This window comes from Spirochaetia bacterium (genome assembly GCA_022482625.1).
Lineage (GTDB): Bacteria > Spirochaetota > Spirochaetia > Sphaerochaetales > Sphaerochaetaceae > Pleomorphochaeta.
Genome location: JAKVOU010000001.1, coordinates 131431 through 144488, shown reverse-complemented (window position 1 = coordinate 144488; position 13058 = coordinate 131431). Strand labels below are relative to the sequence as shown.

The following is a 13058-nucleotide window of genomic DNA, read 5'->3' as shown; positions in this document are numbered from 1 at the left end:
AAATTTGATTCAATTGGAAAATGTATCATTCTCATATGCCGGCAGGGCTGTGAAAAGTTTGGAAAATATTGATCTTACCATTCCTACGGGCAAATGCATCCTACTCTGTGGACGCTCCGGTTGTGGGAAAACGACCTTCATGCGGCTTATAAATGGTCTGATCCCATACTTTTTCCCAGGAAAGCTGACAGGCCATATCACTGTCAACAATATGGAAATTTCTGAAACGCCAATGCACAAAATTGCTACACAAGTAGGCTCGGTATTTCAAAATCCCAGAACGCAGTTCTTCAATGTAGACACAGATAGCGAGATTGCATTCGGTACCGAAAACATTGCTTTGCCGACAAAAGAACTTCATCAGAGAGTCACGCAAGCCAAAAAGGACCTGCACATTGAAAATCTATCAGACAGGAGCATCTTTGAACTGTCAGGTGGAGAAAAGCAAAAGATTGCCCTTGCCTCGGTATATGCAATGAACCCTGACATCTACCTCTTGGACGAGCCTTCCTCAAACCTGGACATAAGCGCTATTGAAGACTTGAAAGAAACCTTAATTCTTTTAAAGAAGCAACGGAAAACCATCTTGATTGCAGAGCATCGTCTATACTATCTGATGGATGTAATAGACTGTGCATTTTACTTTGAAAACGGCAGATTGCAAGGTAGGTACTCACCCCTTGAGCTTCAATTGCTCTCTCCCCTCCTACGGGGAAAAATGGGCTTACGTGCAACAGACCTTCATACTGTATTACCATGCTCTGCCCAAGCCAGGCCTACAAGGACCACATTGGAATTAAAGGATATCAATCTATTCCACAAAAAACAAAAAACCTTGAAAGACATCTGTCTCTCTGTAAAAGCTGGAGAAATCATTGGAATTTCAGGACATAACGGAGCAGGAAAGACAACCCTTTCCCGTGCAATCTGCGGCTTGCACAAGGAAACAGACGGAAAAATCATATTAAATGGCTCTTTGCAAAACCGCAAAATGCTCATGAAACAATCCTATCTGGTCATGCAGGACGTCAATTATGAGCTTTTTGCAGAAAGTGTAGAAAAAGAATGTACGTTCGGGATCAAGGATCCTGACAAGGCTTTGGCAAATGCTACGTTACAGGAACTGGAGCTGACACCGTTCCGACACTGGCATCCAAACACTTTGTCAGGAGGACAAAAGCAGCGTCTTGCCGTAGCTGTCAGTGTAATCTGCAAGAAAGAAATCTTGGTTTTTGATGAGCCTACCAGCGGCCTTGACTATGACAGCATGACAAGAGTAGCAAGGCTCATCGAGTCATTGGCTCGAAAAGGAAAAATTATATTCGTGACTACACACGACTATGAATTCGTGTGCCAGACCTGCAATCGGCTCCTTTACATGGACAAAGGAAAGCTTGCCAGCAACCTGTTGGTCTGCCCAGAAAATACAAACAAGATAAAAGCCTTGTTTTCCATTACGAAAGAAGGACAAGAAAAATGAAGCCAAAAAAAACAAATTCAGTTACCCTGCTGCTACAGTGGGCAGGAAAAGATAAATGGTATTTGTTTCTGTCTGTCTTGTTGGCTGCTATCAGCGGTTTATGCATGATGGTTCCGTACTATGGCATCTATTGCTTGATGAAAGCAGGCTTTGCAAAGCAGATGACAGAGCAGATCATCCTCAAGAATGCCAGTATGATTACGGTTGCGATACTTGTACGTTTCATCCTGTTCGGATGTGCAGGCATAGCCTCCCACAAGGGAGCTTACAGAGCATTGTTCAAAGTGCGCTGTATGGTAATCGACCATATGGCAAAAGTTCCCTTGGGAGCTTTGGATGAACGGAGTACCGGCAATATCAAAACAGTCCTGAATGAAGACATTGAAAAATTGGAACTCTTTCTAGCTCACAATTTACCCGAGCTGATCTACTACATGATCGGTCCAGTTGCAGTATTTGTCTATCTTCTGACAGTCAATGTGCCGTTGGCTCTGATATCTTTGGTACCTATGCTTGCTGCAATCGCAACAATGGGAATTCTATTTCATAATGCCAGCGACATGATGGAGAGGATAAATCACTCCATCATGTCACTCAACTCCATCATGATTGAATACATCAGCGGCATGAAGCTGATAAAGGCTTATAATATGGGAAGCCAGTCTTTTCGGAATTTTTCAATGGCTATCAACGAAGAGAATACGGTATGGAACGAAACATCAAGGAAAATGGGCCCCCCGTATGCAATATTTATCGTCATCATTGAATGCGGTATCTTGCTTATGGTCCCGATAGGCGGGATGTTCTTCCTAAAAGGTTCCATCAGTGCCAGTATTTTCCTGCTATTCGCTTACGTCGGTTCATTATACCTGACGGAAATCCGTCCGCTTCAACAACTCGGAAGTAATTTTGCCAAAGTTCTCACAGGAGTGACAAAGGCCCAAGAAATCCTCGATATTCCCACTTATGATAGCAAGGGGAACTTTCCAACCGATTCCAGCATCGAATTGAACGACATCAGCTTTTCCTATGATGGGAAAACAGACGTAGTACAACACTGCAACCTGCAGATTGCCTTAGGTGAAAAAATAGCTTTGGTAGGCCGTTCAGGGGCTGGGAAAAGTACCATCATTGAGTTGATTGCCCGATTTTATGATGTCAGGGAAGGAACAATCCTTATCGGGGGAAAAAACGTCAAAAGTATTGCCTATGACTCATTGCTTAAGCATATTGCCATAGTATTCCAAAAAACTTTTCTGACAAGTGACAGTGTATTGGAAAACATCCGAATGGGAAGCAACAGCAGTTTGGAAGAAGTGAGATGTGCTGCTCAGAAAGCACAGATTGACAAGTTTATCATGTCCTTTGCCGGATGGCTATGACACAAAGGTCGGGAGTTTTGGTTCTCGCTTTTCCGGTGGAGAGAAAACAAAGAATTGCCCTCGCACGCGCAATCCTCAAGGATGCACCGATACTGATTCTTGATGAGGCAACTTCCGCGGCTGACCCGGAAAATCAAATGGAAATCGACAAAGCCATCGAAAACCTCTGCAAGGGAAAGACAGTCATTATTGTTGCCCACAGACTAGGAACGATCAAAATGTGTGACAAAGTTGCCGTCGTGGAAAACCATACGATTACCCAAGTCGGCACACATAAGGAAGTCTTGAAAAGAAACGCATACTATCAACGGGCATGGATGGATTACGAAAAGGCACGCTCAATGTCTTATCAACTGAAGGGAGAAAGCTTCAATGAAGAAGTATAAAGTTTTGCACAAAAACAAACATTTTTATATTGGCGTGGCACTTACAATTTTGGAAGGATTGCTATCAGGGTGTAATTTCTTGATTTTATATGCAGTCATGAAAATGTTGTTCCTAGGTACTATGCACATTCATTTACTTTTTACCTTTGCAGGAATCTTAGTAGGTGTGTTTCTATTTCGCTTGTGCATCTATAGTTTTGGGTATACCCAAGTGCAAATCGGTGGGGCGGCAGTAAGTAAACAGATCCGGATGTATCTGGGAAATAAAATCAAGAAGATTCCTCTTGCCCGATTTACTCAAAACCAGACAGGACAATACATCAATACCATCACCAGCGATGTGAGCAACTATGAAAAAATACTTACCCATAAGACAGCGGACCTGGTCAAGAATATCTCTCTTTCAATCATGCTCATCATCTTTTCATCAGTAATCTGGTTACCGGCAGGGATTATTTTTCTGATTACAGATTTAATTCTTGTCCCGGTATTCTGGTTTTCTTTCCGTGCTGTCAAAAAATATGGAAATGCAAAGAACCAGATCTGTGCAAAGAACGTCAGTAATATCGTAGAATATGTAACAGGCATGCAGACATTCCGGGCATATGGCATCGGAGGAACAAAGAACAAAACAGTAACAAAGACAATGAAAGACTTCAGTGATATAAGTTACCGGTACGAAGCCAAAGTTATCCCTATCGGTGCGGTCAACAGCATCCTCGCTTGGTGCAGTATCCCTGTTATCATGGTGATCGCAGCCAACCCGGTAATAAGTGGTTCATTGGATATGGTTTCATACCTGCTGCTCACTATGTTGCCTTTATTCCTCGCCAAATTGAACATTACAATCTTTGTCGATTTGACAAGCTACAAAAACCTGGCAATTTCTAAGAAAAAAATTACGAATATCTTCGATGAAGCAGAAGAAAAAGGCAGCATGGAACCTTTTAGAACCGATACCCATGAGATTGTTTTTCAAAATGTTGATTTCTCCTATCTAGAAGGAGAACCCGTGTTGCAGGACCTGTCTTTCGTACTGCCTGACGGTAAGTTAACCGCTATCGTAGGAGATTCAGGTTCTGGCAAATCGACAATTCTTAACCTCATTGCCAAATATTATGAAGCTGACTCAGGAACAATTTCAATCGGAGGAAAACCTATTGACGATATAGCCGCAGAACAGGTACTGGAACAAATTTCCATGGTTGACCAAGATGTGTTTCTATTCAATGATACAATCCGAAATAACATCAAACATGCTCGTCCTGATGCAACAGACGAAGAAATTGAAGCCTCATGTAAAGATTCCAATTGCAATGACTTCATCCAAAAAATGACACAGGGGTATGAAACCTTGACTGGAGAAAATGGCAACTTCCTCTCAGGCGGCGAGCGACAACGTTTGTCTATTGCCCGTGCTATCTTGAAAGATAGTCCTATTTTACTTTTGGATGAGGCTACGGCTTCCCTGGACATTGAAAATGAGCTGGCAGTAAAGCAAGCTATTGCCAACTTAATGAAAAGAAAGAAAACAGTCGTAATGATTGCTCATACCTTATCCATAGTGAAACATGCAGATCAAATCTTAGTAATATGCAACGGCAAGGTTACAGAAGCAGGAACTCATGAGGAGCTGCTTGCAAAGAACGGAAAATATACAGCCATGTGGCATGCAGAACAACACCTTTCTGATTTTTAACAATGAGGTATTTAATGAAGACACAAGCAACAAATGATGATTATCTTGAGGCGATATTCTTACTTCTGAAACAAAAGCACAAAGTACGTTCCATTGACCTTGCACAGTGTATGGAGCGCTCCAAGGCCAGTGTCAGTCTTGCAATTTCCTCTCTTCGGAAAGGAGGCTTTCTTACCATGGACCAGAATAAATTTCTCCATTTGACTCCTGCAGGAGAACGAATCGCGAGGCAGACCCATGAAAAGCATCTTATACTATCAGCTATGCTCGTCCAAATTGGCGTTGATTCTGATATTGCACAAAAAGATGCGTATCAAATTGCACACGTTATAAGCAATAATTCATTTCAGAAGTTGAAGATTTTTTATAAAAATCGATTTGAAATCTGTAAGTAGGACTGTTTTTGCTATCTGCATCACCTTCGTACTGCCTGATTGGCTTTATAGCAGTTCCATAGCTGAAATACAAAAAGTGCTGCTGTCAAAATAAAAAATAATCCAGATTGCCAAAATCATTTTTACTAGCACCAGCTGTTCTTTTCTCCTATCTGGCTCCCCATGCCGCAACTTACTCGTAACTTTTCAAAAATTCACTGTTGCTACGTATCTGATTGTCTCTTATTTCAACCTTACTTCCATTTTACAACTTTTTCCTTAATTACAACTTTCCCAATGAGTGAGACTATACGGGCTTCACTTTAGGAGGACGACCGCGTTTCTTCTTCGGTTGAAGCTTCTCTGTGGGATGAATGTCGAGTCTCTTCAGGACTTCCTCCTGTGACGGATTGATCTTGATCAGACGCCACCCGATACCAGGATCATTGAACATCTTCGCCCTTGCCAGGATCCTCATGATCTTCTTATACGGCAAATCTTCGAGTAACTTGGCCTCGTCAAAGGCAGCTATCATCCTGAAGGTGAGCACGGAAGCGAGGAAGTCGCAGAACTCGCTTCCTATCACGCTGTAGTCGTCATGCACACGGGTCTCATCGAATTCGAGTGCTGACTTGTAGAATCTCATGACAATCTCGATCTCCCATCTCTTGGAATAGGCTTTGTAGATCGTCTGGGGATCTGTGTCCAGATCGCACTCAAGGACCACCGTCCCGAATGTCGCTCTTGCCTTCTCAAGATCAGTGAGGCGGTAATTCTTCTTTTTCCGGCTTCGGCTCAGCCAGTCACGTTCTTCCTTTGAAGCCCTGTAGGCATCCCGGAAGGAATAGAGCCATCGGTCCCCACCTTTCTCCTTCCTGCAGGTTATGCCTTCATACCCTTGAAGAAGCTCTGTAAACTCAAGCATATGGAGTTGCGATGCAATCTTCGCATTCCTCTTCAGAGGATTCAGGTAATGGAGGTCGGGATGCTGCTTGAAATGCTGCCTTGCTACGGACTGGGGGAATCCTTTGTCTGCAACTACGATTCCCTTTGTCAGTTGGTGCTCGGAGATGAATTCATCGTAGGCGGTGACATCAAGCATGTTGCCCGGAAAACACTTGGAGCATACCGGTTCCATCGCTTCAAGATCGAAAGCGAACAGGACAGAGATGTCCCTGGTTCCTTTCGTCCTGGCTTTCCTGGAAAAATCCGAGAGAGAATTTACCTTCGATTCATCCGATTTCAATGTCCCGTCAATCAGTACATGGTGATCCATCTCGACTTTCGAAGCCCTGGCCCTCATGAACAGGGTGATCTTTGAACAGGTACGTCCAAGATTGTTCAGGAAGGTGGAGACCGTGTTCTTCGAGAGGGCTACATCAGGATACAGCTCGGACAGGAAACTCTCCTCATACGCATCTTTCAGCTCATGATCCTTGATGCCGCTGAAGCAGACCCTGAGTACAGCGATGGACCAGATCCTGAGCGCATCCTCCCTGCCATAGGATTCTCCTAGCTCAATGAGCATGTCAGCAAAGAGCTTCTGCGCAAGGATGATGTTTGCCCAGTCCTTGAGGTCCACTGCCGCCCCGGACACGGGCGGCGGGGCATCCTCCCCGAGGGGTATGTACTTGCCGTCCACTATATGGCCGATGGTCGGACCGTTGACCGGAAGTCTTCGGCTTCCGACACTTCTGCATCCGACCCTGGCCCTTACCGCGTAACGGTCGCGGTCCTTGCCGTACACGATGACGATTGAATTCTTGGGTCGCTCGACCGCTAGTACTTCCTTTGGGATCGGCATGGCAGTCCCTCCTTGTGTATAGTCTTAATTATACAATAATTAGACTATATATGCAAGAAGAAACCGTATGCTGACATGAGAAATTTCCAACATTCCGCAAGCAAAGCCGCGAGAGACACGACAAATCGACTGTAACCCTCTCCATAAATTACAGGAAAGAGGGGTTCTGTATGAAAAATGGATGATTTCAAGTGTTATTGTATAGTCCTATTGATTGGGAAAGTTGTACTTAATCTACACATAATTTGTCTACAATATTGTCATAAAACTAAACTAGATGTGAGGTGATAGAAACTACTAATGAAAATCTGTACATCAAGTTAGTTCCACACCAAACAAAATGAACCGGCAAGACAGATCATTTCATGCAACTCCGACAAGGCTACATGAAATGGAGCTAAGGAACCCAAGAGAAAGGAAAAAGAAATGATAAACTTTAGAAAACACAAGTTTTCAGTACTGTCGTTGCTAGTGTTGCTTAGCTGCAGCATGGCATTTGCTCAAGCTCCAGAACAGGAAACAGCAAATCCAGAAAACGCAACTGCTTCCAACCAACTCACTGCTCCCAAAGGGAATACAGTACCTAACAGCAATTACATACTGTCTATATTGTATATACGGACCAGCGGTACTCTTGGAAAAGAGTTGCTGATCGTACAAATTCCCAAGAAGGTACCGAATATGCATGGACAACAGATGCCTGCTATGGGTCAGCAAGCTATGCCCAGAGGACCTCAACCTGGACCTGGGATTGAAAACCATGGCAACAATAGTTTTGGTGCGCCAAACAATATGCAATTCCAGCAACAGGGAAACAGCAAATCTATGCAAGCCAATGGTACAACAGGGCCCTTCAATGCCCCTGACACCAATAAAGCTCAAGATCAACAGCAAAGCACAGGCGCTACTGCACAAGGACCAAGTGCAAACCAAGTAAACAGAACTGCAGGTATGCGTGGTAACATTACGGTCCGCATCCAGCAGCGAAGTGCAGGAGTTGCACTGCCGCAGCAAGGCAGGACAATGCCAAACATGCAACAGAGTAATTTCCAATTCAGACAAGAGATGACTTGTATGAGTATGGGACAGCAAGCTGGACCAAGAACATTCCAAGCACCACCCAGGATGGGAGAAGTAATGCGTTTCAGTCCACAAGAAAGATACGGATCAGAGCAAGGAAATCCCATGCAATATCGAACAGGCAATATGATGGGACGGCCAGTTGGTCCTTGTCCTAACTGTCAAGGTAATCCTCCAGCTGCCCCCCAAGGCAATTTCCAGCAGGGTCCGATGCCAGGTCCCCACCCCTATCCGGCTTATTATGGGCCTCAGTATCCTTATGGAAACATGTAATAAGTTCAAACATATAACATGAAACCATTGTTCCTACAGTCATAGTCATACGATTATTTCTTGGGAAAACTGCCTTTTATGTTATGTTTCTGCCCTTGCTCTGTTAGTTCCCCCTAGCAGCAAGCAAGGGCTTCTTTATTCTAGAATTTCAATAATTCAGAAAACATTGATAGTTTAAAACTATATTTTACAAACAATTTTTTTTAACTCTCTCAAAATGTTTTTACATATTTTTTAATATAGCAGTATTGTGATTATCTAGTCTTTGCTGGCAACTATAACCAGTACAGGAAAATTCTCTTATGCATAAAAACAAAAGAAAAAACTTCCAAGTTGGATTTATTGACTTTAAGAATAATCATATAGTCAATCTTTCATAACATAAAATACAAATTCATATTATGTTGTTATAACAAGCCATACAAAATAGCAACTTTTTTTATGCTTTCCTTCCATTTTATCTTTGGTTCATTTTTATATGAATTGAAGAGGGCAAGTATCTTCTCATCTGATTGGCTTTTAATAAGCTCATCGATTTTATTAACAGGAAAAGTTCCATTGGTATTCATTCTTACTCGATTTTTTGCCATATTCATTTTTCCAACCCAAATCGCATCTGTAGTATATTGAACTACAGCATTGAACAGTATATCAAAATGATCATCTAGCAAAGGTTCACAGGAAACACTCGTAGAATACCCATTTTCAAAAGCGTAGATGAGCGATTGTAGCCTTTCATCAAAATCAGGAGCAGAAGGTTCCCACAATTTAAGGACTGATGAATCTGCTGATCCAATAGTAAACCTGAAATAAATCTGTTTTTTTCTTTTTTGAAAGGTATCTACAATTTTCTGCACACATTCAAAATGGGGTTTTGTTACTAAAAGCAATTCATTGTCATTTTCAATAAGTTTTTTCAGAACAGACAATGCAATATCAATATTTCCCGGCGTAATATCATGCGAAGAAGGTACCATAATCGACCCATTTTTGTGGCTATATGATTTACCCTTCATGTTAACAGGCTCTTCCTCTTTCCATGTATCGGCAGTTTTCCGTTTAAATCTGATAGCCATACTCTTTGCATAACAATACGTACAATCATTAGAGCAACCATTCATAAAATTAAAATTATTAGGAGCCCATTCTTTGGTTCCAAATAACAGCTTATCTGCATCCATAATAGTCTCCTTCCCTTTTGCTAAAATAACACACATGAATAAGGAAAAACAATCACTATGCCCCTAGCCTTTTTTCTTTATATAAATTTCCCTCGAAGGACCTTCTGTATAAAACGCCGTTGGCATTCCATTCTTTTTAACAGGAGGAATTCGGCGTATGACAATTTTATCGGCTTTTTCTAACATTTTCACAAATTCACACCGTGTCCAAGGAATCAAACCAAATTGAGTATAAAAATCAACAAACAGATCTTTCAACTCTTTTTCTTTTCTGTTGCCAAGAATTGCCATGAACGCATCAAAAGCAGGCTTTGGATCGTACACATCTTTTTGTTCAAAAAGCGTTAGTTGTATATCACCATTTGCATTGCATTTGAAAAGAATTTCTTCCCTTTTTCTCATTACATCCGCCATCAGGAGAACACCATCTTCACTCATAGTTGCATAAATCATGCGATATTTTGGATGCTTTGATTCATCAAATCTAATGGGAATATCTAAAACATAATTCATTGGCATTTCAGTCATAAGTTGCATTTTATACAATTCAGCAATTTTTTGTTCAGCTTGATAACCATCAATAATATTGTTTTTATAATCCAAGATAATATTATACCAATCATTACATTGCATTATTTCATCAAAAAATTGTTTAGATGCCGAATGATATTCTATACTACTATTATCAAGGCCCTCATTTTCACGCACAATTTCTAGCTCACGTACATTAACTTTATACAAAGCACAAGCAGATCTAAAGAAACCAAAAGAATTAAAATTAATCAACAACTCCATAGTAAAAAAATTTGCTTTTTTCAGTTTCTTCAAAAGTGTCATTTTTAAATCACGAATACCAAATGGATCAATATAGCAAAATAAATTATACCTCTTACTACTCTCTGCTAATTTTTCGATAATATCAGAGATAACGTCTTTAAAATCTCCATGGACAATCGACAAATCCATATCAGAAAATTGAGAATTATTTACGTTATTCTTTAACTGATCATAATATTTTTTTTCAATGAATATAGGATAAAATCGAGGATTTTCTGTTTTTGATTCCTTAGCCGCAAGTTCAAGTGTTTTGAGTGCAATCAGTGGAGAACCCCAGCAAGAGGGAATTTTCCCATCTGTGATGGCAATTTGAGGAGCAACAGACTTTCCCTCAAACAAACCACTGCCAGCAAAACCATCAATGTATATAATTGGTTTTCTTGTTTTTAAAATCTTATTCGTGTATCCACGTAAATAGCATCTTAGCAAATCATCCTTAATATATGACCATCTTGGTTTTGCATTAGTAAAAAAATTCTCAGTAGTTGAACTTCCCATTATAATCTCCTTGATAAGATATGTTATTTTTGTTAGGATATACTTGTTTTTTATTCCGTACAATATTTTTCTAAACTAACATATATATTAGTAACAATTAAAAGTAAATTTTATACTAATACTATAGGAATCATATATTATTAGTTTACAATTAAATTCGATTTAACTGTTATTATAGTTAGTAACATATAATTTTTAGATGTTCGTTTGATTTATTGACGCTACTACGTCATTGACGTACACTGATGGAGTATTGCGATATGGAATTTATTGAAACACCGATTTTTACCAAGCAGATAGTACGGTTGCTGAATGACAGTTCTTATCGAAAACTACAGAATGAACTTTTAATGAAACATGGAAGATCATCAAAGGTGGTGGCGGTATCCGTAAAATCCGATGGGCTTTGCAAAATAAAGGAAAAAGTGGAGACATACGGATAAGTTACTTTTACAAAAATGCAAATCAGCAAATATACTTTCTGTTTGCAATCCAAAGAATGCTGCTGATAACTTGACAGACAACCAAGTCAATCGGTTAGCAAAACTAGTAAAGGAACTTTGATTATGGCTAACAAATTTATGAGTGACAGCATGTTTGATGAATTGCTGAAAAGCACAGAACAAGCAGTTGCCATCAGCAAGAACAAAATGATAGCTTCCCGTAGATTTACCCTTACGCCTCCTGATATCGTTGCAATAAGAAACACAACTGATAAAACCCAAGAGGATTTTGCAAGGATGATAGGCGTCAGTGTCGGGACTTTGCGCAATTGGGAACAAGGCAGAAGGAAACCTGAGGGCCCAGCCCTTGCTTTGCTGAAGATTGTTTCTGCAAATCCTACATATGTCGAAAAGATTCTTGCAACCAATTGATAAGAACAAGCACCAGTCATAATCGGAAAAAGTTGCAGCCGTTTTAATAAATATCAGTTGCTTCATGGGTTAGTCCCCCAGAAGGAAGTGCAGAGGTTCCTTGACTGTTTTCAATAATACACAAGCCAAGAGTCTTTGATTGCAAATATCCACACTTCCTGGTTTTGTCTGCATGTTGACACTTTTAGTAAAATGAGATAGAAATACGTTCGTTGCGAAAATAACCACAACAGGTTTGAAAGCAAGGAAAACATCTTTATTTTTGCACCAATAGCTCAGTTGGATAGAGCAACTGCCTTCTAAGCAGTGGGTCTGAGGTTCGAATCCTCATTGGTGTATACTATAATTTCCCAGACATATAGCCTCCAAGACTGTATGTCTTTTTATTTCCACGAATCTTCCAAGTACGTTGTTGACCTTGCCCTACCATTCCACGTATCCTTCTGCCATGGATTACACGACACTTCTCTTTGACGCAGACAGGACCTTGTTTGATTTCCCTACAGCAGAACGAACAGCCCTTGCATTTGTCGCACAGGCCTGCGGCCTTGAGTATACCGACTATATCTATGAAACCTATGCTGCAATCAACCAAACCTGCTGGAATGCCTATGAACGAAATGAGCTTACCCAAGAAGAACTGAAAACAGAACGCTTCAGGCAATTTCTTACAAAAACGAACTGCCATACAGAACTGAGCCCAGAACAGTTATGTACCATCTATGCACAGCAACTCTCAAAACAAGGCCAAATCTACACAGGCGTCGATACACTTTTGCAAAAGCTTCAGAGTGAAGGCTATGTACTTGCCCTTGTTACCAACGGCATAGCTACCACACAGCATGGAAGACTGGAAGCTTCAGGACTCGGACCTTTCTTCAGAAAGATTTTCATCAGCGAAGAAATGGGCATACAGAAGCCCTCTCCTGCTTTTTTCTCCCATGTACTCTCAGAACTTGCCGTCTCAAAGAAGCAGTGCCTCATCATAGGAGACAGTCTCAGTTCCGATATAAAGGGAGGAAACCTATCAGGAATAGATACTGCCTGGTATAATCCGACACACCTTCCCCTCTCTGAAATTGCCACACCGACTTATACGATTGATAAGTTGGACCAATTATGTGCAATACTTGCATAAACAGTTGCATATTCGGTTGGTAAACGTTATATTTCAGTTAGATTTTCACTA

The 13058-nt window shown here is 40.9% G+C and carries 9 protein-coding genes, 1 tRNA gene and 2 pseudogenes; 9 read left to right on the top strand and 3 right to left on the bottom strand.

Features of this window, described 5'->3' with window-relative positions; genetic code table 11:
- Nucleotides 1-4: 4 nt before the first annotated feature.
- The 4 genes and pseudogenes from LKE40_00685 (at nucleotide 5) to LKE40_00670 (ending at nucleotide 5342) form a co-directional block, all read left to right on the top strand.
- Complete coding sequence (locus LKE40_00685) at nucleotides 5-1480, top strand: energy-coupling factor ABC transporter ATP-binding protein (protein ID MCH3916010.1); 1476 nt, start codon at nucleotides 5-7, stop codon at nucleotides 1478-1480.
- Nucleotides 1477-3248, top strand: a pseudogene (locus LKE40_00680) (ABC transporter ATP-binding protein/permease). The gene LKE40_00685 and the pseudogene LKE40_00680 overlap by 4 nt, the downstream one beginning before the upstream one ends.
- Nucleotides 3235-4947 (top strand): ABC transporter ATP-binding protein/permease, encoded by a 1713-nt coding sequence (locus LKE40_00675; protein ID MCH3916009.1) that lies wholly within the window; start codon nucleotides 3235-3237, stop codon nucleotides 4945-4947. The pseudogene LKE40_00680 and the gene LKE40_00675 overlap by 14 nt, the downstream one beginning before the upstream one ends.
- Before the next feature lie 14 nt (nucleotides 4948-4961).
- Entirely contained in the window at nucleotides 4962-5342 is a 381-nt protein-coding gene (locus LKE40_00670; protein ID MCH3916008.1) for a metal-dependent transcriptional regulator, read from the top strand.
- Between the two features lie 286 nt (nucleotides 5343-5628).
- Here LKE40_00670 and LKE40_00665 read toward each other — a convergent pair whose 3' ends face one another.
- Nucleotides 5629-6918 carry a transposase gene (locus LKE40_00665; protein ID MCH3916007.1) on the bottom strand — a complete coding sequence of 430 codons (1290 nt, stop codon included), beginning with the start codon at nucleotides 6916-6918 and terminating at the stop codon, nucleotides 5629-5631.
- 633 nt (nucleotides 6919-7551) lie between these two features.
- Here LKE40_00665 and LKE40_00660 point away from each other — a divergent pair.
- On the top strand, nucleotides 7552-8478 hold the full coding sequence (locus tag LKE40_00660; protein MCH3916006.1) for a hypothetical protein: 927 nt from the start codon (nucleotides 7552-7554) through the stop codon (nucleotides 8476-8478).
- A 407-nt stretch (nucleotides 8479-8885) separates the two neighbouring features.
- Here the strand turns inward: LKE40_00660 and LKE40_00655 are convergent, their stop codons facing one another.
- Both LKE40_00655 and tcmP read right to left on the bottom strand, forming a co-directional pair.
- Nucleotides 8886-9659: a radical SAM protein gene (locus LKE40_00655; protein ID MCH3916005.1), complete on the bottom strand. Its 774-nt coding sequence runs from the start codon at nucleotides 9657-9659 to the stop codon at nucleotides 8886-8888.
- Between the two features lie 63 nt (nucleotides 9660-9722).
- Nucleotides 9723-10994 carry a three-Cys-motif partner protein TcmP gene (gene tcmP, locus LKE40_00650; protein MCH3916004.1) on the bottom strand — a complete coding sequence of 424 codons (1272 nt, stop codon included), beginning with the start codon at nucleotides 10992-10994 and terminating at the stop codon, nucleotides 9723-9725.
- A gap of 260 nt (nucleotides 10995-11254) precedes the next feature.
- Here tcmP and LKE40_00645 point away from each other — a divergent pair.
- The 4 genes and pseudogenes from LKE40_00645 (at nucleotide 11255) to LKE40_00630 (ending at nucleotide 13007) form a co-directional block, all read left to right on the top strand.
- Nucleotides 11255-11558 (top strand): annotated as a pseudogene (locus LKE40_00645) (type II toxin-antitoxin system RelE/ParE family toxin).
- The gene (locus LKE40_00640) at nucleotides 11558-11869 is read left to right on the top strand and encodes a helix-turn-helix domain-containing protein (GenBank protein ID MCH3916003.1); all 312 of its coding nucleotides are present in this window, start codon (nucleotides 11558-11560) and stop codon (nucleotides 11867-11869) included. The pseudogene LKE40_00645 and the gene LKE40_00640 overlap by 1 nt, the downstream one beginning before the upstream one ends.
- A 264-nt stretch (nucleotides 11870-12133) precedes the next feature.
- Nucleotides 12134-12207: transfer RNA gene (locus tag LKE40_00635), tRNA-Arg, on the top strand.
- A gap of 110 nt (nucleotides 12208-12317) precedes the next feature.
- Nucleotides 12318-13007 (top strand): YjjG family noncanonical pyrimidine nucleotidase, encoded by a 690-nt coding sequence (locus tag LKE40_00630; protein ID MCH3916002.1) that lies wholly within the window; start codon nucleotides 12318-12320, stop codon nucleotides 13005-13007.
- The last annotated feature ends 51 nt before the right edge of the window (nucleotides 13008-13058 follow it).